A 23866-nucleotide genomic window follows, 5' to 3' on the forward strand; every position below is an offset into this window, starting at 1 on the left:
AAGTAAAAAACCGGCCTGAAGCACAGGCCGGTTTTTTAAATGGCATAAGCCGAATATGTCCCTAAAATCCTGACTCCGCAGCCAAGGGCTTCAAGCTCTGCCGTTGCACCCGGGATAAGGACTTCATCTAATTGCATATCAATGTCCACGATAAAAAAGTAATTGCCGAGGCCCGTTTTCATCGGCCGTGACTCAATCTTTGAGAGATTGAGCTTTCTCCATGAAAAGGCTGAGAGCACCTGATGCAGGGCTCCTGACTGATCGGACGGAAGGGTGATCATCAGGGTTGTTCGGTCAGTTACTTTCCTTAAATTTGTTCTGAAGGATGCTGCCTTGTCGGGATGAAGCACGGCAAAGCGCGTATGGTTATGAGGATAATCGTGAATATCCTTCCTGACCATCTTCAGCCCGTATTCCTCTGCTGCCAGCTCATTTGCAATGGCCGCAACTTTTTCTTCAGGATGTTCCTGTATGTATTTTGCAGCAGCACCGGTTGAGGCGGCATTTTCGTAGGCTGCATCCGGAAGCTCCCGGTGCAGGAATTTATGGCACTGGGCAATGGCGTGAGAGTGGGAGTATACTTTCTCCGTCTCTTCCCAGCAATGTTCTCTTTCAGGATGCACCAATAAATGCTGCTGGATCGGGGCAACAATCTCCCCTACAATCGGCAGCGGCTGTTCGTGCACGAGGTAATCCACTGTTAAATTAACAGATCCTTCAAGAGCATTCTCAAGCGGAACGACCGCCACATCGATTTCACCAGCCGCAACGGCATCTATGCATTTTGGTATATTCAAAAACGGAATCTGCTCTGCTTCATCTTCAAAATATTTCGTCACTGCAAGATGGGTAAATGTAGCTACAGGCCCTAAATAGCCAACCTTAAAAGACATACTCCTAATCCTCTCCTCTAAGCTCCAGATCCTAATATCTCTACTTTCTCAACAAATTCAAGCCGTTTAAGCTTTGCCATGACACTGTTTATATCTTCTCTCATTCCATTTGTGTTCAGGGACAGCGTGACGTTAGCCCTCCCCTGAAGAGGAATGGTCTGGTGAATCGTCAGAACATTGCACCCTGCCGATGCGACAACTGCAAGCAGCTGGGACAATGTGCCGGAACGGTCCTCAAGATGGAAGAAAAGGGTAATAATCCGTTCATTCACCATGGTGTGAAACGGAAAAACGGCATCACGGTATTTATAATAGGCGCTTCTGCTCATATCCACACGCTGAACAGCTTCTGCAACCGATTCCGCTTTTTTCCGCTCAATGAGCTGCTTCACTTCTAGTGTTTTTCTCATGGCTTCCGGCAGAACATCTTCTCTTACTAAAAAAAAGGTTTCTTCTTTCATGACCTTCTCCTTTATGAAAACTGCACTTTTTTCCTTTTGAAAAAAGAAGAGCAGGCAATCGCTCTTCTTTCATGACTATTCAACAAATTCAAATTCAAAATCAAGCAGGCGCACAATATCGCCGTCTTTCGCTCCGCGCTGACGCAGGGCTTCATCGACACCAAGTCCGCGAAGCTGTCTTGCAAAGCGGCGGATGGATTCCTCGCGCTGGAAGTTTGTCATTTTGAAGAGATATTCAACTTTCTCCCCTGTAACATTAAACGTGCCGTCGCTGTCACGGTTAATTTCAAACTCCGCTGCCTCTTTATCAAATTTATAAAGGACACGGTGATCAGACAGATCCTCTTCCTCATAAAGAGGGAACTCAGGCGTCTTCTCAATCGTATTCATCACTTCATAAAGCAGTTCGCGAACACCTTCGCGGGTAATGGCTGAAACAGGGAAAATCGGAAGGTCGTCCTCGAGCTTCTCTTTGAAGATCTTCAGATTTTCTTCTGACTCAGGCATGTCCATTTTGTTGGCGACAATAATCTGCGGTCTTTCAGTCAGGCGCAGGTTGTATTCTTTCAGCTCCGCATTGATCGTCAGATAATCCTCATAAGGATCACGGCCTTCGCCGCTCGACATGTCAATCACATGCACAATGACGCGTGTGCGCTCAATGTGGCGGAGGAACTGGTGACCAAGTCCAACACCTTCATGCGCCCCTTCGATCAGACCAGGAAGATCTGCCATAACGAAGCTGCGGCCATCGCCCGTTTCCACCACTCCAAGGTTTGGAACTAGCGTTGTAAAGTGGTATTCTGCAATTTTCGGCTTTGCCGAACTAACAACAGAAAGAAGCGTTGATTTTCCTACGCTCGGAAAACCGACCAGACCTACATCTGCAAGAAGCTTAAGCTCCATGATGATGTTGCGCTCCTGACCAGGCTCACCGTTTTCAGAAAGCTCCGGTGCCGGGTTGGCAGGAGTGGCAAAACGGCTGTTTCCGCGTCCTCCGCGTCCGCCTTTTGCAATAACAGCCTGCTGGCCGTGCTCTGTTAAATCAGCAATAACCGTTCTTGTTTCTTCTTCCATCACAACGGTGCCCGGCGGAACTTTGACAATCATCGCCTCCGCATTTCGCCCGTGCTGGTTTTTGGACATGCCGTGCTGTCCGCGGTCTGCTTTAAAGTGGCGCTGATAGCGGAAATCCATCAGTGTGCGCAGTCCTTCTTCCACCTGGAAAATGACATCTGCGCCTTTACCGCCGTCTCCGCCTGCAGGTCCGCCCTTCGGCACGTATTTTTCTCTGCGGAACGCGACAAGGCCATTGCCCCCGTCTCCGCCTTTCACATATATTTTCACCTGATCTATAAACATGGTAATCCTCCGTCCAAGCCAATTATGCAAGTTCAACCGCAACGGTCAATTCATTCGGGGAAAGCTCATAGTGCTTCACTTCAACCCCGCTTTGCTCATTTGCTTTCAGCCAGTTTAATAACAGTGCTTTATCTGTTATTATGCCGTTAAAGTCAAAAAAGAACCGGGCTTGTCTTTGATTGGCTTCTGTTTCTATTGTAATGCTCATATGATTTTCAGCGCAGCGGTCCGCAGCATCATCAAGAATCTGAAAGAATTGTCCGCACCAATCTGTAGCTGTCTGATCGAGTTCAGACAGATCACACGCAGTGCCGAGCACCTCGTATTCGAGGGCATACTGATGCCTGTGCCAGTTGAACGTCATCAGCATACTCGCAAACGAAAGCATCTTCAGATTGCAGAGCTTTGATTCATTCTGGGATTCAATCACAATTTCTTCGATAATCTGCTGTACGCGGTCATATTTATTCAGCGTTATGTTTCCTTTTAGTAACTGAAGTTTATTCATCCAGTCGTGGCGGGAATGACTCAGCACCTCGACAATATTCCACTCTTCATTTGTTTTTTTCATGTCGGCACTCCTGCTCCCTTATCTTTCTCTATTCATTTCTCTAGGAGTTTCAACTTGGAAACTGAATGTCGTACTAAATTATAACAAACAATCCAGGGGAAAATAAGGGCAATTTGAAAAAAGCAGAAGGAATCAGCTAGATGGGGGGTATTGAATGAGGCTGCCATCGTTTGCATTTAATAAACAAAAGAAAAACTCTAACCGGGGGCTAGAGTTTTCCTAAAGAAATTATGCTTCTTGTGCTACAGGATATACGCTAACTTTTTTGCGGTCACGTCCGAAACGCTCGAAACGCACAACTCCGTCCACTTTCGCGAAAAGAGTGTCGTCGCCGCCGCGGCCAACGTTTTCACCTGGATAAATTTTCGTACCGCGCTGACGGAAAAGGATAGAACCACCGCTTACGAATTCGCCATCTGCACTCTTAGCGCCAAGACGCTTAGAGATTGAATCACGTCCGTTCTTAGTAGAACCTACTCCTTTTTTAGAAGCGAAGAACTGAAGATCTAAAGTTAAAAACATTCTAGTCCACCTCCTGCTGGTTGTTATTTATAACAATGTGTATGAAATGTCCGTAGCTAAGTTCAATTGACTGCAGAGAGACAAGCATTCCCTCAAGCAGAAGCTGTGCCTTGCCGGCTGCTTCCTGCTCCAGGTCCTGCGGCAGCTGAAACGAAAGATATCCTCCGTCACCGCCCTGCTCGACAATCGGCGTTATGCCTGTTAATTTATGTACTGCATTAACAGCGCCGAATACGACAGCAGATGCTCCAGCACAGACAATGTCCTTGCCGTGAACATCGAAATCGGCATGTCCAGATAATGTAAACGATTCAATTAAGCCGCTGCTGGAGCGGTTAATGACTGCTTGTATCATCTTAAAAAGCCTTAAGCGTTGATTGCATCAATAACAAGTTTCGTGTATGGCTGACGATGACCTTGCTTTTTGCGGTAGTTTTTCTTAGCCTTGTATTTGAATACAGTGATCTTTTTAGCGCGGCCCTGTTTTTCAACTTTCGCTGTAACAGTCGCACCAGCAACGATCGGGCTTCCAACTTTCACGTCATCTCCGCCGATAAATAATACTCGGTCAAAAGTAACAGTGTCGCCTTGCTCACCAGCAAGCTTTTCAACGTAGATCGCCTGACCAGCTTCTACCTTGATTTGTTTGCCACCAGTTTCAATAATTGCGTACATTCCTATGCACCTCCTAATTAGACTCAGACTCGCCAGCAGACAGGTGTTCCGGATGAACCGAAAGGCTTAAAACCTGCATCTGAGCGGTTGTAGCACGGGTGCTACAATCAATAACATAACAATACTATCAAAAGCAGGCTATCTGTGTCAATCACATTTTCTCTTTCTTTTTCAGCAGGCGGATGATTTCTTCCGTGTCTCCCTCGTGCACAATTCTGTATGTGCCTGATTCAGATGAAGGATTCAGGAAGATGCGAAAGCGCAGAACGCTCTCAAGGCGCTTTATATGTTCGTCCTGTTCTCCCCTGAAAATCTGCGCTGCGTCTGCCGGAAGTTCGACTAAAACAGCTTCATGCTCCATATACTGACGCTCCCACAGCTCCCGCTCAAGCCTGAACGCTGTTGTTTCCGCTGAAACGACCGTACCGGTGCCGCTGCAGTGCGGGCAGGGGCTCATCAGCAGGGAAGCAAGATCCGGCCGCACTCTTTTTCTTGTCATCTGAAAGATATTCATCTGGGTAAACCCGATAATCCTTGACTGCACCTTATCACGCTTAGCCTCTTTCAGCATTTGTGAGAGAACAGCCTGCCTGTCCTCCTGCCTGTCCATATCAATAAAATCAATGATGATCATTCCGCTCAGATTGCGGAGCCTGATTTGGCGGGCGGCTTCCTTTGCAGCTGCAAGATTCGTCTTCAGCACTGTATCCTGAAGAGAGCTCTTGCCGGAAAATTTCCCTGTATTAACATCAATGACTGTCATGGCTTCAGTCTTGTCGATCACAAGGTACGAGCCATTAGACAGCCAAACAATCCTCTTGAGAGCTTTCTCTATTTCCTGTTCAACATCATACGCTTCAAAAATCGGCTGCTTAGACTGGTGAAAGATCACCTCCGTCCCGCTGCAACGAGCTTTAAGATCCAAAGCAAGCTCACTTTCATCACAGACGATCCGGTCAATTTCCCCCAAGTCATACTCCCGCAGCATCCGGTCAAAAAACGGCGTGCCCTCGGCAAGCAGACATGGTACTTTATCCGATTTCTTTCTTTTTGCTTCTTCGTATTTCCCTTTTAAATAATCAAATTCACGGCTGAGCTCCTCTTTCTCTCTTCCGTTTGCCGCGGTTCTGAAAACAAGGCCTTCACCTTCCTTGCAAAGAGAGGCTCCGATGGCAAGCAGCCTCTCTCTTTCAGCGGAGTCTTCAATTTTTTTCGAGACGGCTGTATATCCAGAATCAGGCATATAAACAAGATACTGTCCGCCAAACTCCAATTTTGCCGTGAGTTTTGGCCCCTTATGATCTGTCGCCTCTTTTACCACCTGAACGATGATCTGCTGTCCTTCTCTTATTCTTTTTTCCATAGAGGAAGGAAGGTCGTGGACAGACAGATAGCCGTTTTTCTCGGACCCAATATCAACAAACGCAGCCGCCATTCCCTTCAGAACATTTAAAACACGGCCCGCGTAAATGGCGCCGGCCGTTTCATGTATATGATGAATGTGTATCTCCTGGATCTGGCTGTCTTCAAGCAGCGCGCAGCGGTTCTCGCTGCCCTTTGCATTGAAAAGTAACGTACGCAATGAAACATCCTCATTTCTATAAGTGCTTTCTCTTATTTACTCATTTTATGAGGCCAGCGTCAATAGAGGTAGTTCAGCTCACCGACTGTCGACTGCACGCGTTTATCGGCAAAATAAGCATGCAGCAGCTCATTCTCATCAAGCTCAAACAGTTTTTTTCCGTCACGTTCAACAATAATTGGATGCTTGCATCCCCGCCTGAACTTCAGGAGGGTCTGATAGATCATCTCATCCTCATCTACTACAATCGGCTCAAGGATTCCCGGGTCCTGTTTATTGCCGTAATACCTCTCAAGCAGAAAACGCATGCTTACGAAGCTTCGGTGTTTGTACTCAGTATATAAGGAATAGATGAGAAATCCTGCAATGATCCAGACATTCAGCTGCTGCGGAGAGAACAGGAGAAAAAACAGCAAATACACTGCAAGAAAGACAGCTGACACAAGCAGCATCAATTTGTGGGCCTCCTGATAGGACCGCTTGGCGGAAACAAACAAAAACAGCAGCTTTCCGCCATCCAGCGGCCAGATCGGCAGCAGATTAAACAGAAAGATCATTCCGTTGTAAAACGTAAAAAGCTGAAATGTTTCCGGGCTCATATAGCCTGCTGAAAACAAAAGAAAGGCAGCTCCCTGCAGAGGAAGATGCTGAAACGGTCCCGCAGCAATCGTAATAAGCTCTTCCTTCAGCGGCCTGTTCCCATGCTCCTCAACCTCTGCAACCCCTCCAAATGGAAGGAGGACAATTGATTTCAGCCTCCAGTCAAAATGTCTTGCAGCCATCGCGTGCCCAAGCTCATGCACAAGAATGATCACAAGCAGAATCAGCAGTGACTGAAAGTGGGCAGTCATGACTGAGATTCCCATGATCAGCCATAGAATGGGGTGAATATGAATGTGAAGAAACACAGACAAATATTTATTCAAAGGAGATCACCTGTATCGGGTCTATAAATTGCTCACCCTTTTTAATAGCGAAATAATACGTTCCCTTCTGATCTTCTGCTGCTTTGATTTTGCCGATTTCCTTTCCGTTTTCAACGAAGTCATACAGGGAGACCTGCACTTCTTCGAGGTTTCCGTACCAGCTTTCTGTTGAATCGTCATGCTGGACGACTACCGTCAGACCTGACTCTTCCTTCTTTCCAATTTCAATGACAACCCCTTCATTCATCGCTTCCACAAGCGTGCTGCTTGTTTCAACCATGACCCCCTGGCCGTTATCTTCAAACGTTTCGAGCACCTTGCCTGACGCAGGAGCGGTATACTGGTCTGAAGCAGGCTGTTTGTCGGCAGCAGGCTTGATCAGAGCCAGCGGGTCACCGAACTGTTCCCCGTACCATTTCGATAGTCTCGCAAACTGGAACTCTTCTTCAAACGTGCCTGTTACAACATGCTGCACCTTTTCAAACGGAGGCGAATCATTTTTAAACACGATCGCTGATACCAGCACAAGACAGGCGCCGATCAGCAGCTTGAACATAAACACATCCGGCTTAAACAGCGGATGCTGTCCTCTCCCGCCGTCACTGCCGGGATCGTACGAATGATACGCAGCGCCGCTGTATTTTTCCTCATCATCCGTGTAAGGAAGAGCTGAAAACGGTTTGGGATCCCGTTTAGAAGCATCTCCCAATCGGAGCTCCCGTTTTCTCTTCGCCATTTTTTTCCGCAGATCATCCGCACGATTTCCCATTGCAGCTCCCATCCCCTCATAGCACATTTACTGCATCATATGCCTTGTCCGACGGGTTTATGACAAGCCCTCAATGGAATTGCCTGAATGCACTAAAAAAACAGCCTCCCTGAATAAGGAGACTGTCCGTTTATACTCTTACACCGAAAAAGCGTTTGATTTTTGTAAACATGCCTGGATTTGCATCCTCTAGCGACTGAAGAGGAACGGCTTCGCCAAGGATCCGGCGCGCGATGTTACGGTAGGCAATGGATGCGCGGTTTGATGCGTCCATTGCAATCGGCTCGCCTTTATTGGAAGCCTTAATGACATCATCGTCATCCGCTACAATCCCAATGAGGTCAATCGACAGATGAGCAACAATATCATCTATATCAAGCATATCGCCGTCTTTTACAAGATGATTCCGTATCCGGTTAATCACAAGTTTTGGAGGTTCAATGCCTTCTTCACGTTCAAGCAGTCCGATAATGCGGTCTGCATCCCGCACCGCAGACGTTTCGGGAGTTGTTACGACAATTGCCTTGTCCGCCCCTGCGACTGCGTTTTTAAAGCCCTGCTCAATGCCTGCCGGACAGTCAATGACGATATAATCGTAGTCCTGTTTCAGCTCATCAACAAGCTTTTTCATCTGATCAGGATTCACAGCAGATTTGTCGCTCGTCTGAGCAGCAGGAAGCAGGTAAAGCCTGTCTTCAAAGCGTTTATCTTTAACGAGAGCCTGATGAATTTTGCAGCGCCCTTCTACAACATCCACCAGATCATAAATGATCCGGTTTTCAAGTCCCATTACAACATCGAGGTTGCGAAGACCGATGTCAGTATCTATGAGACATACCCGTTTTCCTAAAATCGCCAATGATGTTCCCAGATTGGCAGAAGTCGTTGTTTTTCCAACTCCGCCTTTGCCAGAGGTAATAACGATTGCCTCACCCACGGTTAAATTCCTCCCTCAAACCTTGTCAATTCAGGTCGTAAATGAGTTAACTGCTGCAGCCGGTCAATGACGATCGACTCGCTTTCATCTATGTACGCACATTCCATCTCATGCGTTTCTTCCCGGTCATAATCAGGCGCTCTGCCGACTGTCGAGCCAATCCGGATCTGCGACGGCATCATCACGGATGCGGCAATGACAGCTGAGCTCTTCCCGTTATATCCGGCATGAGCAATTCCTCTGAGTGTTCCCATAATGAAGATGTTGCCCCCGGCAATCACTGTGCCGCCAGGATTCACATCTCCTATCAAAAGAAGATCACCGTCAACCTTCAGAACCTGGCCTGAGCGGATGACCTTTGCCGCAGAAACGATTTCCGCTTCTTTTTTCATGCGTGCGGCATGTTCTTTTGTAACCACATTGCTTTCAAATGTTTCAACAACCAGATTCCGCTTTTTCTGGATCACAGCCTCAATTTGTTCCTGATGGTTTCTGTGAAGCAGACGGTTGCCCGCTTTAACGTTAACGGTGATCGTTGGCCCATCTTCATGTATATACTGTTTTAGAGACAGCATCTGCTCAAGATCATTCAGCAGTTCTTCAAACGAACACGAATCATCAAGATGCAGGGTTAGGCCGTCTTTCGTGCCTTTTATCGTGACATAATGCTGTTTTTGAGCCTTCATGACGTTCACCTCAACGACTATACAATTTCGACAGATCGATGCCTTCTTCCTCTTTTTAAAACGCAATTTCTGAAACTTTGTCCGTTTCCTGATTCAGGAAGAATGGATCACAAGCAGTACTCATTTCACCCGGCCATCTGTTTGCACAGGCCGTAATCTGCTGTCAGATTACAGTCTACAAATCGTCCATATAGTCCCTTTTCACTTTTGAAATAAAACGGCTCATCGGATAGATCAGGACGATGGCGCCAACTGAGTTTGCAAGAATCGTCGGAAGAAGCCTCAGATTTGTAAAATCATAGAATGGCAGATTCGAATAGCCGATCAGCATCTGAATGCCGTAAGAATAAAATTCCAGAAGAGTCACTGCCAGCAGAGACAGGAAAAGCACAACAAGCATGTTCCCCTGAAGAGCCTTCAGCGCTTTTGAGATCAGGTAGGCAAACAGCGGATAGGCAAACAAATAGATGCCGAGGATTTCGGTATACACAATATCATGCAGCAGACCGAAAACCATCCCGTAGATAATCCCCATCTTCTGGCTGTAGTAAGCCGTAATAAAAACGATGGAAAGCATCACAAACCTCGGGATAATCACTTGATCTTCAGATGTAAACGGAAGCTCAATCAGATCGGTAAACGTGCTTTCCGATATAAAAACGAACAAAATGAAAAGAGGAAGGAGGATACGGTTCATGATTCCTCCTCCTCCTCTGGATCCATATTTGTAATATCGATCGTTTCTTTTACTCTGTCTGTTACAAATACCCGGTCGATATCATAGAGATCTGCTTCCGGCTTAATGTAGGCCATTTGCGAAAGGCCGTATGAATCAGGTTCTACTTCAAGCACTTCGCCGATGACAAGACCTTCAGGGAAGATCCCGCTGCTTCCGGACGTCACGACTTTCTGGCCTTTTTCGATTTTGACATCCGATTCAATCTTCTTAAGCAGAAGAGCTTTTTTCTTCTCGTCATATCCTTCGATCAGACCGAAAATATTTGGCTGTCCGTCCTTGCCCTCAATTTCAGCCGCGATCCGGTTTTTCCGGTCAGGAGAACTTAAAAGCTGAACAGTGGAATTGAATTTCGAGGTGCTTTTCACTTTTCCGATCAGGCCTTTATGTGTAATTACGGCCATATCCTTTTCAACACCGTGCTGTGAACCTTTATCAATCGTAATCAAATCAAACCATCTGCCCGGGTCCGGATTTCTCGCAATCAGCGCTGCCGGAATCGGATTGTATTCTCTCAGTGATTCCTGTGCACCAAGCTCTTCGCGCAGCTTTTCATTGTCGCGTCTGAGAGCCTGCAGCTCTGTTTCAATTTTCATATGCTCATCAATCTTGCTTTTGAGGAGCTTGTTTTCTTCATACGTATTTTTAAGATCGCCGACATTCTCAAAGAAGCCCGCTACATATTGTGCGGGCTTATGAAAGACTGTCTGAAATAATCCTGTTGAATCTTTGACAAATTGCTCCGGCCAAGTAAGCTGTCTGTCTTCTTTTAGCGAATAGCCGATCAATGCCACTAAAAAGATAATACTGACCAGGAGCAGGATAAGACGTTTATTCAAGAAAAACTGCGGCATGTGACTTTACACCCTCTAACTATTTGCTGTGTTCGCAGGAATCAGTCCGTGCAAATGCAGCTGTTTTAAAACGAACCTTCCGAAGGCACGTGTATTATCTGCTGTCTTTTGCTTTTGTTTTGAAAAGATGAATATGCTCAAGAGCTTTGCCGGTGCCGACTGCTACACAATCAAGAGGATTCTCGGCAATGAGGACAGGCATGTTCGTTTCTTCACTAATCACTTTATCAATATTGCGAAGCAAAGCGCCGCCGCCAGTAAGGACGATGCCGCGGTCCATAATGTCCGCTGCAAGCTCAGGCGGAGTCTTTTCAAGTGTATTTTTAACAGAATCGACAATTGAATTCACCGTATCGCGAAGAGCTTCCGCAATTTCTTTCGCCGTAATTTCGATTGTTTTCGGAAGACCTGTCAGAAGATCGCGGCCGCGGATGTCCATGTTCTCAACGCCCTCAGGAGATCCTGCTGAACCGATTTCCATTTTGATGGATTCAGACGTACGGTCACCGATCATTAAATTGTACGTTTTGCGGATGTAGTTGACGATCGCATCATCCATTTCATCGCCTGCTACGCGGATTGACTGTGACGTTACAATCCCGCCAAGAGAGATGATGGCTACTTCAGTTGTACCGCCGCCAATATCAACAACCATGCTTCCAGTCGGTTCCCAGACAGGAAGATTTGCACCGATTGCAGCTGCAAACGGCTCTTCTATCGTATAAGCATCACGTGCACCAGCCTGTCTGGTTGCATCGATTACTGCACGTTCTTCTACTGCTGTAATGCCGGAAGGAACACAGACCATAACGTAAGGCTTGCTTGAGAAAATGCCTTTTCCTTTTGTTGCTTGTTTTATGTAATACTTCATCATTGCTGCCGTTGTTTCATAGTCGGCAATAACCCCGTCTTTCATCGGGCGGAGCGCCACTACATTGCCGGGTGTGCGTCCGATCATATTTTTCGCGTCGTTTCCTACTGCCACGATCGACTTCGTGTCCGTCTGCATCGCAACCACAGAAGGCTCGCGCACAACAATTCCTTTTCCTTTAACAAATACCAGTGTATTGGCCGTACCCAAATCTATACCAAGGTCTCTTGTCCCAATTCCAAACATTACATGTATCTCCCTTTCTAAAAACCGAATTACTTATTTTAAAAGCAGTCAAATGCGACGGCGAAAAAAACTCATAAACATTATTATAGCGTAATTACACAAAAATAAAAGTGTTACAAATATCCTTTTTCTTTTAAACTCACATATTTTTGCTCGCCGATAATAAGATGGTCCAAAAGCTCTATCCCTAACATTTTACCACACTCTGTTAATCTTTTAGTAACTTCAATATCTTCTCTGCTCGGGGAAGGGTCGCCTGACGGGTGGTTATGAATGCAGATAATCGAAGCGGCAGAACGTTTCAGCGCTTCTTTAAATACTTCGCGGGGATGAACAATTGAGGCATTCAGGCTTCCGATAAAAACGGTTTGTTTATGAAGCACCTGATTTTTCGTATTTAAATAGAGACAGACAAAATGCTCCTGTGACAAAAAGCGCATTTCTTCCATTACATAATTGGCGCCGTCCTGAGGAGATTTAATGACATATCTGTCTTCATAGGCAAGACGGTTGATCCGTCTGCCGAGCTCAAGCGCTGCCAGAACCTGAACGGCCTTTGCCTCTCCAATTCCGGAAATGCTCGTCAGCTCGGCGACTGATGCTTCTTTTAAAAACCTCAAGCCTTCAAAGTGGTTGAGCAGACGGTTGGCAAGCTGCAGAACAGACTCTTTTTTTGAACCTGTCCGAAGCAGGATGGCCAGCAGCTCATGGTTGGCAAGACTTTCAGGACCGTCATGAATCAGCCTTTCACGCGGCCTGTCTTCCAGCGGGAAATCATGGATTTTCAGCACTTCCAATCTGTTTCTCCTCCTGATTCCCTCTCTGCCTTTCTCTTAACGGATATAGCCCGCTTTTTTAAGCTCTCTCGCTGTCCTTGACAAAGGAAGTCCTACGACAGAAAAATAATCGCCTCGGATTTCTTTTACAAACAGCGATCCAAGACCCTGTATGCCGTAGGATCCCGCCTTGTCCATCGGCTCTCCGGACAGCACGTACTCTTCAATGTCTTCATCTGTGAGCGGCCAGAATGTCACATCTGTCTGCTCGTAAAAAACGATTTTCTTCTCTTGATGCAAAATGGCAACACCTGTGAGCACCTGATGTGTCCTGCCTGAAAGCTTGGCAAGCGTTGTTTTTGCATCCTCTTCATCTGCAGGTTTTCCTAGAATTTCGCCGCCGTACACGACTACTGTATCCGATCCAAGAACAACGGAGTCTCTGAAGCGCTCTGCAACGGCAGCGGCCTTCTGCTCAGCGAGCGACATGACAATGTCAGAGGGCGAAAGCGCCGGGTCCACTTTCTCTTCCACATCACTGACAACAACTGTAAACGGGATGCTGACCTTTTCAAGAAGCTCTTTTCTGCGCGGAGATCCTGACGCTAAAATAAGATGATGTTCCATTCTTCAACATCCTTTCATTCGGTTTAAAGGGAGATACACTCGTATCTTAGCAAACACAGGCAGGATGCACAAACGGCCAAAATGGAATTTTGCACGGAAAACAGCAGCTTTTTCCGCAATAAAAAAAGCATCTCTTTTCATCGAGATGCCCCGGGAAATTTAATTTAGCGAAACGAGCAGGTCCATCAGCTTCTGCTGCGCGGCCCATCCTGTCTTTTCATCCGCGCCTTTCGAAAGCATTGACGACACATCCGTTAACTCTTTTTTCATCGAAACAAGACTTTCATCCTTCGGTTTAAGCTTACCAAGCTCTGAGAGAACAGCTTCAGATTTCGATTTTACCTCTTTGCTGTTCCCTTCCACTGCGGCAGTTGAAAGGGTAACGAGTGTTTTGAAATGGCCGATGAATGCTGACGCATCTTCATTTGATTTCACAGAGAAGTCAGCTGTTTTTCCGCTCCATGTATCAATGGAGCTGGATTTATAGACATTGCTCAGCCCGTCTGCCTCCTGTTTTTCATTGCCGACTCCACCGTAAACGAAGTAGGAGCCGTCTTCCTCAACTGCTGCAGCGGGAAACCCTTTGGCTTTTAAGTCGGCAGCCGTGGCATCGGCGCCCTCTTTAGAAGAGAACTTTCCGATTTGAGCGAAGTAAAGCTGGATTGTTTGTTCTGCAGCTCCTGAGCCCGCATCCTCGCCTGCTGCCTCAGGTGCCGCCGCCACGTCCTCAGCCTGTCCTGCGCCTGTCTGAAGGGCTGCAGGCAGATCCTCATCTGACATGAAATTCAGGGCAAGAAATCCGAAGCTCACGCCCAGCACAATCGCAAGCACAATGGTGATGGCATATTGCTTAAAAGGGTATGCACTTAAATGAACCTTCTTCCCTGTACTGAAATATGGAGAATGCTTTGATTTTGAGGACACCTTTTTAACGGCGACAACCTTGGGATCATCCTGGAAAACCTCCCCGTCATCCTCCGGGAGAACCCATGTGAACTCATCCTCTTTTTCAGCATCGGACGCGGCGGCCTCCTGTTCAGCCATCGCTTTCTCATTCCAGCTCGTTACAGGAATGTCAGGCTTTTCTGCCTCCTCCCCTTTCTTTCCTTTCTTCCGGCTGTTCTTGTCTTTCCAATTCCGTTCCTCCCCGTTGATCTTCACCTTCATTGCATGTGCACGCTTGTCCACCTCTACACCGCCTATCTGTACGATTCAAGTATTTGGTATTCATGCTAGCACAGCAAAAATAAAAAAGAACAAGACATTTGTCGTCTTGTTCAGAAAGGTTTTCGTCAAATACCCGCTCTATTCGCCATCTTCTTCCTTTACAAGCGAAGGATTAAGAGGATTGAGCTTGCCCACCGGCTCCGGAGCTGCCACTTTTGGAGTCTCATCCTTAAGGTCCTGAAGGGTATCCATATAAAAGGCAGAGACCTGCAGCGAATACTTAAGCGGCTCCGCTTCCTGATCAAGCGAAGTCAGCTCTTTCACCCCGTTGAATGTCAGCAGATCCACTTTCGCGACGCGCTGCTGATTTTCTAGCTCCGAGATAAACGCCTCCATATCAAAATAGCGGCTGGACGTCACTTCAAGGGAAATGAGGATTCGCTTTAGTCCCTCAGGTGCTGCAGGCAGCCCAGCGCTCTCCTGAGCACTTACAGGCTGTGCAGGCGGTGCGTCCGCTGATTCTGACGGCACCTCTGCAGTTCCAGATTGATCCGCAGGAGCCTCTGAGCTTTCAGCCCCGTCAGCCGGAGCTTCACTTGGGACAGCTTCCGGTTCGGCCGGCGGCAGGAATGCATCTTCGCTTTCAGCGAATGTGACGCTTTCTATTTTACTGTTTGAAACCGTTTCAGCCTTTTCAAGATCCAGCACAAGCTGTTCCACCATCGGGGAAACCGGGACTTTTCGCTGTAATTCTACAGAATGAACAGGCGCCTTTGTTTCTGTCGAAGGATTTTCACCTAACGTTCCGATTTGGGTCAAATACATGTCCCTTGAATTCTCAAGCGAGCTGATTTCTGCCTTAACAGGCTTTATAAAGAGGTGGTACGAACCGAAATAGAGCAAACCGAGAGTGAAGGCTGCTGCAAGCAGGAGGAAAAAATGTTTTTTATGAAGATGAATCGTCATCAGTTTGTTCCCCGCTCTCTGCTTGTAAATAATCCGGATTCAATGTAAGAATATACTGCGCTTCCGACCGAGGGAGCCCGCCTGATTCTTCTCCCTCAGGAGCCTCTGTCCCCTCTTCTTTGACAGCGGTGATGCTGATTAAATCGGCTTTGGTGAAGTAGGCAGATTCTTTTAATCTTGCAAGATAGTACGCTGCCTCTCGGTTTGTGTCAAATTGAACGGAAAGCGTCAGCTCTCCAGCATCATTATAGGAGAAGGTTTTAAAGAACCCCCGTTCAGGAAGCTTGCCTGCGAGTTCTTTCACAACCGGAACAGAATCGAGCGATACGCCGTCAGCGTATTCAACAGCGCTTTGAAGAGAGGAAACCGAAGAGCTTGTATTGCTTTTTGTTCCTTTTTCAGCTGCGAGCCGCTCATACTCTGATTGGAGTGCCCCAGCCTGACTCTTCAGCTCTGCTTTTTCTCCATTGGCAGAAGTCAGCTGAATGATAAAAAGCCCCGCAAAGATGACGGCGATAAAAGCAAGAAGAATATAGAGAGTGGCATTGGCCACATTCCTGGGATCTTTCTTCGGCAGCAAATTAATATCAGCCAGCATTTAACGCACCTCTTTTAATGCCAGACCGGCAGTCAGATAAAACGAAGCAGGCAGCGGAGTTTTATTCGAACTTTCAGCTTGCGCATTCTTTAATGAATCAACAGGATAGTCATACCGTTCAGCCAGAAGCCGCTCTGCTTCATGGAGCAGTGGGTGATCTCCCGTCAGGATGAAGGATGAGACTTCATCATTCCCCTGATTCAGTGAAAATCTGTAGAAATTGAGGACATGGTCGATTTCTTTCATGATTTCGTTTGACTGAAGCCGAAATTCTTCGGCTGTCATGGTCCCGCTCACGCTGTCCAATTCACGGACATTCTTCTCAACCTCTATGTTCCGCATAAATACAGGCTGCTCCTGCTGAAAGATGCTCAGGTTTACACCTGACAGATCATACTGGATAAGCATGACAGAGGCTGCATGATCCACTTTTGGTTTTTGATTCAAATAAAAACGGTACTGACAAAGGGGAGAGATATCGGCGGCATCCGGCTTCAGGCCCGCACTGTCAAACAGGTCGGAATAGCTCCTGACAAGCTCTTCGCTCGACGCAAACAGCAGCAGGTGAAGCTCTTTGTCCGTCCGGCCTGTCACGATGTAATCAAAAACAGCCTCATCAAAAGGCAGATGGATCGACGAACCGATTTCCACATAGAGATGTCCGCGTATCTCATCGTCGATTAAATCACCGGGGACATTCACCTTCCGGATGACGACATGAGAATCCGGAACCGTAAACCGGACTTTCCTGCCCTTTATGCCCCATTCACTCACACACTCATCCAGTATGAGGGAAAGGGTGTCAAAATCCTGGATGACCCCTCCGCGGATGAGCCCTTCAGGAAGCAGGCGCTCTTCGCACATCCCCATCATCAATGGTTCTGCCTGCTTTAATTCTGCGTAGCGAATGGCATCATCTTTAATCGTAAAATTTCCTGTCTTTTTGCTGAAACGAAATCCAGAAAGCCCCAATATGCTCCCTCCTTTCCTAGTAACCGATCAAACGGATATACCAGTCTATTAATGGTTCTCCGAAAAAGTAGGCTGCAAGAGTCCCCGCCATGATGGAAGGTCCGAACGGCATCGGCTCCTTCCGCTTTGCTTTTCCAAGAAGCATCGCTATTCCTCCGGCAAGCGAGCCGGCGAGACACGAGAGAAAGAAGGCAAGCAGAACAAGCTTCCATCCAAGAGCAAGGCCAAGAACGGCAAAAAGCTTGATATCCCCGCCGCCCATTCCTTTGCCCCTCGTCACGAAAGCAATCGCATAAAGCAGCGAAAATCCGGCTGCAGCGCCTGCAAGCGGATCCCACCAAGGCGAAAGCGGAATTAAAATTCTTTCAAAAACCAATAGTCCGCCGAAAAACAGCAGCACTTTATCTGGGATCACCATATATTTCACATCAGACACAAAGATAATCATAAACAGCGAAATAAGCGTCAGAGCAACAGCCAGTTCCCCTGTCCACCCCAAAAGCAAAGCCGCCGCTGCAAAAAGCAGCGCCGTCATTCCTTCCACAAACGGATACAGCGGAGAGATGCGGGCTTTGCATTTTTTGCACTTACCGCCCTGTAAAACATAAGAAACAACAGGAATAAGCTCGCCTGCTGTTAATGTATGTCCGCACCCCGGACACGCGGAACGTGGTGCGACTATGGATTGTTTCATTGGAACACGGAGGCCGACTACGTTGTAGAAGGAGCCTAGTAGGAGGCCGTAAGTAACTATGAAAAATAAAAAAGTTACCATTATTGAGAAGTGTCGTTAGCACGCAACTTAGCCTCAGTGGCATAAGTTTTAGTAATATTATTTTTTGTAACTTTAATATTGGTATAAGTGTACTTCCCATTAGTAACAGCCATTGTAATAGAGTATTGGCCCACTCCATTTAAATTATCGTTTAACGCTGTACTTGGGTTAGTTCCTTGGTTGGTGTTTGTATAAGTAACACCGCTAGTTGAACCATTAGTTGAATCATATAATTTCGCAGCTTCTAAGACAGATATTGCCTCTGCATGAACTGCATCTTCTTTAGATTTCTGTATCACATTCCCAATAGCTGGAACAGCAATAGCCGCAATAATCCCCAAAATCACAACAACAGCAAGCAATTCGATCAGCGTTAATCCCCGTTCGTTCTTAAGCATTTTTTTAAACATGTCTCTTTCTCCTCATCTAGTAATTTAGAAGTATAGGTCTTTGTGTTTAGTCTATCGTCATTATAGCATACAAAATTGGATTTTACTGCTAATTTTTTCTCGAAAATCAATTTATTTTGTTGAAAATATCAAACATAGGTACTAGGATGGAAGTCACGACAACACCGACAATTCCTGCAAGAAAGACAATCATCAGCGGCTCGATCAGCGACTTCAGTCTGTCTGTCGCCTGCTCGACTTCATCTTCGTAAAAATCCGCAACTTTCGAGAGCATTTCATCGAGTGATCCCGTCTCCTCCCCAATCGCAATCATCTGCGTAACGAGCGGCGGAAACACCCAGTGATCTCTCATTGGCTCTGTAAGAGAATGACCTTTTTCAAGTGCATTTCTCGACTCTTTCAGCACCCGGCTGATCACTTCGTTTTCTACGATGCTTTCTACAATTGAAATCGCCTGCAGGATCGGAACAGAGCTTGAGAACAGAGAACTGAGTGTTCTCGTCATTCTTGCAAGCGCCGCCTTCTGCAGCATTTTTCCGAAGATCGGCATTCTCAGAGTCGCTGCATCCAGATAATACTTTGTTGAAGGCTGCGATTTCATGGCTGCAAGGCCCGCTAAGAACAGGAGAATGAAGATAATCACAAGCCACCAGAACGACTGCATCCATTCACTAGCCCCTAGAACAAACTTCGTAATAAGAGGAAGTTCTGCCCCGAAGTCCTGGAACATATCCACAAACGTCGGCACAACGGCCACTAACAAGAAAATGACGACAGCTATGGCAACAATCCCGACAACGGCAGGATAGGCAAGTGCGGAAATGATTTTCTGCTTTGTTTTATGCTGCTTTTCATAGTGCAGCGCCAGCCTGTCGAGCGTTTCGTCCATATTCCCTGCAGCTTCCCCGGCTTTGACCATATTCGTAAACATATTGGAGAAGATTTTCTTATGCTTTGCCGCTGCGGCAGACAGCGGATTTCCTGACCTGAGCTCTTCTTCTACGTCAAAAAGCGCTTTTCCGAGTGCTTTGCTTTCTGTTTGTCTGGCAAGAATGTTCGTCGCATCTACCACGGAAATTCCCGCTTTTAGAAGCGTGGAAAACTGCCGAAGATAAATGACAAAATCCTGCAGCTTAACAGGATTGCCTATGCTGATTTCTTTGGTCAGCAGGGTTTCCTGCAGCTCCTCAATCTTTGTAATTCTAAGGCCTTTTTCCTGCAGTTTCACCATGGCATCCCGTTTTGAAGTGCCGGCGATCACGCCGCTTGTCTGGCCCGCTTTTCCCCGGCCTTCATATTTGAACCGCGCCATTACCGTATTGTCTCCTGCAAGAAGGGCTCTGCCATTTCCCTCAAAATTACGCCCGATTGAACAAGTTCTCTTATTGATCCTTCTAGCGTCATCATTCCCTGATCACGGCTTGTCTGCAAAATGTTATGAATCTGGTGGATTTTCTCATTTCGAATTAAATTCGCAATGGCAGGGTTGTTCACTAAAATTTCCGTGGCCGCTCTTCTTCCTCTGAAGTCCGCCGTCTGAAAAAGGCGCTGAGACAGAATGCCGGTCAGCACGGATGCTAGCTGAATCCTTACCTGCGCCTGCTGGTTCGGAGGGAAAACATCTATGATTCTGTCAATCGTTGAAGGTGCGCTGGATGTGTGCAGCGTCCCAAGGACCAGATGCCCTGTTTCAGCAGCAGTAATAGCCGTATGAACAGTCTCTAAATCCCTCATTTCACCGACAAGAATGACATCCGGGTCCTGCCTGAGCGCTGCCCTTAATCCATTGGCAAAGTTCAATGTATCAAATCCCACTTCTCGCTGATCGATGATGCACGAGCCATGCTTATGAAGATATTCAATCGGATCTTCAAGAGTAATAATATGCTTTCTCGCTGACTGGTTCATATGATGAATCATTGCTGCAAGGGTGGTCGATTTGCCGCTTCCTGTCGGGCCTGTCACTAAAATAAGCCCCTGAGGTTTATGGGACAGTGTTTTCAGGACTTCCGGAAGATGCAGGTCCTCAAGTGTCGGGATGGACGTTGGAATAATTCGGATGGCAAGCGCAGTACAAGAACGCTGCTTATAGGCGTTCACTCTGAATCTTGAAACGCCGGATATTCCGTATGAGAAATCCAGCTCCCCTTTTTCCTGAAACTTTTCCCACATCGCCTGGGGAAGGATGGATTTCGCCATTTCTTCCGTATCCTCCGGTAGCAGAGCGACACCGCTGTAGCTTCTCAACTCACCGTTGATTCTCAGCATAGGCGCTATCCCTACGGTAAGGTGAATATCTGATGCCTTTAGTTCAAAGGCCTCTCTCATAATTCCTTCAAGTTTCATTTTCATCATTATCACTCCGATAGGGCGACGCGCAGTATTTCTTCCGTCGTCGTCAGCCCCTGCTTTACTTTCAGCAATCCATCGTCTATCAGGAAAAGTGTTTTGTTTTTAATGGCAAGCTCACGTATTCCCGAGAAGGATTCTGCATTCATAATCACTTTTTTCATTTCATCTGTGACAACAAGCAGTTCATGGATTGCAAGGCGGCCTTTGTACCCTGTCATATTGCATGTTCCGCAGCCTCTTCCTCTTACAATGGATTCAACCGTTAAGCCACGCTTTGCGAAAATTTCCTTTTCCCGCACAGTCGGCTGAACGGTTTCCGCGCAATCACGGCATACTTTTCTGACAAGCCTCTGGGCCACGACTCCAGACAGCGAAGTAGCAACGAGAAACGGCTCTACGCCCATATCAATAAGACGGGTGATTGTACCGACCGAATCATTCGTATGGAGAGTGCTGAGTACAAGGTGACCTGTCAAAGACGCACGTATGGCCACTTCCGCTGTTTCTTTATCCCTTATTTCTCCGACCATGATGATGTTCGGATCCTGCCTTAAGATGGATCTGAGCCCTTTTGCAAACGTCATGCCCACAGTCTGGTTGACCTGAATCTGATTGATCCCTTCAAGCTGATACTCGACTGGATCTTCAATGGTAATGATGTTAACATCCTCAGAGTTCAATTTATTTAAAGCCGCATACAGCGTCGAAGATTTCCCTGAACCGGTCGGGCCGGTAATCAGCACAATGCCCGACGGCCGTTCAATCAGCTGCGAGAACCGCTCCAGATTCCTTGGATGGAAGCCGAGCTTCGTCATGTCATTTAGCGCACTGCTGAGATCGAGCACCCTGAGAACAATTTTTTCCCCGTAAACGGTGGGCAAGGTGGCGACACGCAAATCAATCGGATGATAATCAAGTGTCAGCTTAATTCTTCCGTCCTGGGGAACACGCTGCTCTGTAATATCGAGGTTGGACATAATTTTAATCCTGGCGGTAAGAACGCTCTGCATGTGCTTCGGAAGAATCCGCTCCGTTTTCAGGACGCCGTCTATTCTGTAGCGAACAGCGAGCTTTGTTTCCTGCGGATCGATATGAATATCACTTGCCCGCTGCTGCACGGCATTTTGAAGCAGCTGATTGACAAGCCTGACAATCGGCGAATCCGCTTCTGTTGCTTTCTCATCCTGCACCGCCTCCTGAGGCGCCCCGATCAGCTGGTCTATTTCTTCTTCCATATCAAAATACTTTGTGATCGTTCTTAAGATATCATCCTTTGTGGCAATGGCCGGTTCTACCTGAAAGCCTGTGGAAAGCCTGAGATCTTCAATCGCATAATAATCCATCGGATCTGCCATCGCGACATACAGCTTGTCCCCTTCTTTTTTCAGGGGAATCATGTAATTCCGTTTAGCGGTTTCTTTTGGGATCAAGGTGAAAAGCTTTGTATCAAAGGGGTATCTGAACAGGCTCACATGCGGTATGCCCAGCTGAAATTCAAGCACTTCAATCAGCTGCTGCTCCGTTATATAGCCTCTCTGAAGGAGCGCATCCCCAAGCTTCTGCCGCTCGCTTTTCTCTTTTAACGTGACCTTCAGCTGTTCATCCGTTATCAGGCCTGTTTCCACAAGAAGATCTCCAAGCCTTTTTCGCGTCTGCTTCAAAGTGTTATTCATCTCCTTTTTCAACTGCAGGTTCTTCCCACAGCTCCTGATCACTGCTTGTTTAAGGACTGTTCTCAGGAAGGTTTTCTAGTGCAGGGTTCTCCGCATTGGCCGGAGCTTCAGTTTGACCGGATTCAACGCCCGGCTGAACTCCTTCACCTGGAGCAGCCGGAACGGACTCCTGCTGTTCTTTCTTGAGCGGCTTCACTTCCACTCTGTGAACAGGTGCATAATAGTCATCAGAGATCAGGGTGCTTGAAAGAAGCTTTCCTTCACGGTTCAATTCATTTCTGTAGACCGCAGCTGACTGACCGTTTCTGCCTTCTTCTATGACTCTCGTTGTATTGTCATTAAGAGCCGAATCGTATTGGATGATTTTTTTCGGCTTGTAGCTTTTCTCATTTTCCATCGTCAAACTGTACGTGTTTTCAAATGCGGCACCTTCAATGCTGATGGTTAAAGAAGCGCCGTCCTGAGCAAGCTTCAGCTCGTATGCAGCATCGTTGGGATTGTAGAAAACAAGGTCCCGTTTTCCTTTTGCAAATGCCGCTTCTTTCCCGAGTTCTGCATAAGACGGTAGCTCCGCACTAATGTGCCGCTCAAGAATTTCAAAGTTGGTCAGCAGAATGGTCTGATAGATTCCGGTGGCCAGCTGGCTCAGAGCGTCATCCTCCATCTCAAGGGCAACCTCTTCCACATAAGCTTCTAACGAGAACGATCCGAAGGGTGCAATTTCTATAACAGCAGGCTGCTCTAAAACAGCTGAGCCGGCAGGAATCACCGTACCTGCAAGCAGCGTTTTAGGCAGCTTTTCTTTCAGAAGGTAGTTTTCAATTGACAGGGTGAAGATCCCCTCCGTTAATTCAGAAGCTGCAAGCTCAATTTCTGATGCAAGTGCTTTCTGATCAACAGCAGGTAATATGTCCGGACTAAGCTCATTTTCCAGAAAAACGCCAAGAGCTTCAGCATCAACAGCGGCAATCAGCTTGTTCAATTTATTTTCAAGTGCAAGCTCTGCCGTTTTCTTCACATCAAATGTGACAAGGTTGGAATCAAGGCCAAGCTCCCGGTCTGTCTGAAGAAAATAAAAGCTGTTTTCCTTCCAGCCTGTGACAGCCTGATTCAGCTTCTCTTCCGCTTCTGCCTGTGTTAAACCCGATAATACAATACCGCCGGCCACCACACCTTCCGGAACCGTTTTTTCATTAAAAAGCGCCCCATACGCTTTCACACCGAAAAAAGAAAATCCAAAGAGAATAAAAACACATCCGAACAAAACAAGTAACACTCTTCCTTTTGATGATGTACCCACTTCATGCCCCCCCTTTTGTCACAATACGCTTTCTACTAGTTAAATAAACCTAAGTCATTCGAATTATTATTTTCCAAATACTAGACAAAAATCGACTAGTTTTATTGTATAATAGCTTTATTCAGATGAAAAGAAAGATTTTCCTTGAAATCCATAAAT

The 23866-nt window shown here is 46.8% G+C and carries 27 protein-coding genes and 1 other annotated feature; all 27 genes read right to left on the bottom strand.

Annotated elements, in window-relative coordinates; genetic code table 11:
• Positions 1–35: 35 nt before the first annotated feature.
• The 27 genes from pheA to ACK1LH_RS15230 all read right to left on the bottom strand — a co-directional run bounded on the left by pheA (position 36) and on the right by ACK1LH_RS15230 (position 23707).
• Entirely contained in the window at positions 36–893 is an 858-nt protein-coding gene (gene pheA, locus ACK1LH_RS15100; protein WP_411333508.1) for a prephenate dehydratase, read from the bottom strand.
• Positions 894–910: 17 nt separating this feature from the next.
• The gene (locus tag ACK1LH_RS15105) at positions 911–1354 is read right to left on the bottom strand and encodes an ACT domain-containing protein (protein ID WP_029279393.1); all 444 of its coding nucleotides are present in this window, start codon (positions 1352–1354) and stop codon (positions 911–913) included.
• Between the two features lie 75 nt (positions 1355–1429).
• Positions 1430–2716 carry a GTPase ObgE gene (gene obgE / locus ACK1LH_RS15110; protein ID WP_029279391.1) on the bottom strand — a complete coding sequence of 429 codons (1287 nt, stop codon included), beginning with the start codon at positions 2714–2716 and terminating at the stop codon, positions 1430–1432.
• Between the two features lie 22 nt (positions 2717–2738).
• The gene (locus ACK1LH_RS15115; protein ID WP_320155471.1) at positions 2739–3287 is read right to left on the bottom strand and encodes a sporulation initiation phosphotransferase B; all 549 of its coding nucleotides are present in this window, start codon (positions 3285–3287) and stop codon (positions 2739–2741) included.
• A 228-nt stretch (positions 3288–3515) separates the two neighbouring features.
• Entirely contained in the window at positions 3516–3809 is a 294-nt protein-coding gene (gene rpmA, locus ACK1LH_RS15120; RefSeq protein WP_029279387.1) for a 50S ribosomal protein L27, read from the bottom strand.
• 1 nt (position 3810) lies between these two features.
• Positions 3811–4164: a ribosomal-processing cysteine protease Prp gene (locus tag ACK1LH_RS15125; protein WP_282033023.1), complete on the bottom strand. Its 354-nt coding sequence runs from the start codon at positions 4162–4164 to the stop codon at positions 3811–3813.
• Positions 4165–4175: 11 nt separating this feature from the next.
• Positions 4176–4484 (bottom strand): 50S ribosomal protein L21, encoded by a 309-nt coding sequence (rplU, locus tag ACK1LH_RS15130; RefSeq protein ID WP_029279382.1) that lies wholly within the window; start codon positions 4482–4484, stop codon positions 4176–4178.
• Between the two features lie 15 nt (positions 4485–4499).
• Positions 4500–4583: a sequence feature (ribosomal protein L21 leader region), on the bottom strand.
• A gap of 52 nt (positions 4584–4635) precedes the next feature.
• Positions 4636–6066, bottom strand: coding sequence for an Rne/Rng family ribonuclease (locus ACK1LH_RS15135; RefSeq protein WP_411333509.1), 1431 nt, complete (start codon positions 6064–6066; stop codon positions 4636–4638).
• Positions 6067–6125: 59 nt separating this feature from the next.
• Positions 6126–6992: a M50 family metallopeptidase gene (locus tag ACK1LH_RS15140; RefSeq protein WP_411333510.1), complete on the bottom strand. Its 867-nt coding sequence runs from the start codon at positions 6990–6992 to the stop codon at positions 6126–6128.
• Entirely contained in the window at positions 6985–7761 is a 777-nt protein-coding gene (locus tag ACK1LH_RS15145; protein WP_411333511.1) for a peptidoglycan DD-metalloendopeptidase family protein, read from the bottom strand. Before ACK1LH_RS15145 ends, ACK1LH_RS15140 begins: the two co-directional genes overlap by 8 nt.
• A gap of 130 nt (positions 7762–7891) precedes the next feature.
• A complete protein-coding gene (minD, locus tag ACK1LH_RS15150) occupies positions 7892–8698 on the bottom strand; it encodes a septum site-determining protein MinD (protein WP_029279375.1) in 807 nt (268 codons plus the stop codon).
• Positions 8699–8700: 2 nt separating this feature from the next.
• A complete protein-coding gene (gene minC, locus ACK1LH_RS15155; RefSeq protein WP_029566782.1) occupies positions 8701–9384 on the bottom strand; it encodes a septum site-determining protein MinC in 684 nt (227 codons plus the stop codon).
• A gap of 175 nt (positions 9385–9559) precedes the next feature.
• A complete protein-coding gene (gene mreD, locus ACK1LH_RS15160; RefSeq protein ID WP_029279371.1) occupies positions 9560–10081 on the bottom strand; it encodes a rod shape-determining protein MreD in 522 nt (173 codons plus the stop codon).
• Positions 10078–10974: a rod shape-determining protein MreC gene (gene mreC / locus ACK1LH_RS15165; protein WP_411333513.1), complete on the bottom strand. Its 897-nt coding sequence runs from the start codon at positions 10972–10974 to the stop codon at positions 10078–10080. Before mreC ends, mreD begins: the two co-directional genes overlap by 4 nt.
• 94 nt (positions 10975–11068) lie before the next feature.
• Positions 11069–12091, bottom strand: a complete 1023-nt coding sequence (locus ACK1LH_RS15170; RefSeq protein ID WP_029279367.1) for a rod shape-determining protein — start codon at positions 12089–12091, stop codon at positions 11069–11071.
• A 113-nt stretch (positions 12092–12204) separates the two neighbouring features.
• Entirely contained in the window at positions 12205–12888 is a 684-nt protein-coding gene (gene radC / locus ACK1LH_RS15175) for a RadC family protein (RefSeq protein WP_029566785.1), read from the bottom strand.
• A gap of 36 nt (positions 12889–12924) precedes the next feature.
• Positions 12925–13494, bottom strand: coding sequence for a Maf family protein (locus ACK1LH_RS15180; protein ID WP_203288273.1), 570 nt, complete (start codon positions 13492–13494; stop codon positions 12925–12927).
• Between the two features lie 159 nt (positions 13495–13653).
• The gene (locus ACK1LH_RS15185; protein WP_411333516.1) at positions 13654–14682 is read right to left on the bottom strand and encodes an SPOR domain-containing protein; all 1029 of its coding nucleotides are present in this window, start codon (positions 14680–14682) and stop codon (positions 13654–13656) included.
• Between the two features lie 117 nt (positions 14683–14799).
• A complete protein-coding gene (locus ACK1LH_RS15190; RefSeq protein ID WP_035319196.1) occupies positions 14800–15627 on the bottom strand; it encodes a hypothetical protein in 828 nt (275 codons plus the stop codon).
• The gene (locus ACK1LH_RS15195) at positions 15608–16225 is read right to left on the bottom strand and encodes a PilN domain-containing protein (RefSeq protein WP_051865417.1); all 618 of its coding nucleotides are present in this window, start codon (positions 16223–16225) and stop codon (positions 15608–15610) included. The genes ACK1LH_RS15190 and ACK1LH_RS15195 overlap by 20 nt, the downstream gene beginning before the upstream one ends.
• Positions 16226–17197, bottom strand: coding sequence for a type IV pilus biogenesis protein PilM (gene pilM, locus ACK1LH_RS15200; RefSeq protein WP_411333517.1), 972 nt, complete (start codon positions 17195–17197; stop codon positions 16226–16228). It abuts the gene before it with no gap.
• Positions 17198–17213: 16 nt separating this feature from the next.
• Entirely contained in the window at positions 17214–17972 is a 759-nt protein-coding gene (locus ACK1LH_RS15205) for a prepilin peptidase (RefSeq protein ID WP_411333518.1), read from the bottom strand.
• Positions 17972–18382: a type IV pilin protein gene (locus ACK1LH_RS15210; RefSeq protein ID WP_203288281.1), complete on the bottom strand. Its 411-nt coding sequence runs from the start codon at positions 18380–18382 to the stop codon at positions 17972–17974. The genes ACK1LH_RS15205 and ACK1LH_RS15210 overlap by 1 nt, the downstream gene beginning before the upstream one ends.
• A gap of 106 nt (positions 18383–18488) precedes the next feature.
• Positions 18489–19694, bottom strand: coding sequence for a type II secretion system F family protein (locus tag ACK1LH_RS15215; protein ID WP_203288283.1), 1206 nt, complete (start codon positions 19692–19694; stop codon positions 18489–18491).
• On the bottom strand, positions 19694–20734 hold the full coding sequence (locus tag ACK1LH_RS15220) for a type IV pilus twitching motility protein PilT (protein WP_203290361.1): 1041 nt from the start codon (positions 20732–20734) through the stop codon (positions 19694–19696). Before ACK1LH_RS15220 ends, ACK1LH_RS15215 begins: the two co-directional genes overlap by 1 nt.
• Before the next feature lie 5 nt (positions 20735–20739).
• Entirely contained in the window at positions 20740–22395 is a 1656-nt protein-coding gene (locus tag ACK1LH_RS15225) for a GspE/PulE family protein (protein ID WP_411333520.1), read from the bottom strand.
• Positions 22396–22456: 61 nt separating this feature from the next.
• Positions 22457–23707, bottom strand: a complete 1251-nt coding sequence (locus ACK1LH_RS15230) for a VanW family protein (RefSeq protein WP_411333521.1) — start codon at positions 23705–23707, stop codon at positions 22457–22459.
• Between the last annotated feature and the right edge of the window lie 159 nt (positions 23708–23866).

This window comes from Metabacillus indicus (genome assembly GCF_046603695.1).
In the GTDB taxonomy this organism is placed as follows: domain Bacteria; phylum Bacillota; class Bacilli; order Bacillales; family Bacillaceae; genus Bacillus_P; species Bacillus_P indicus.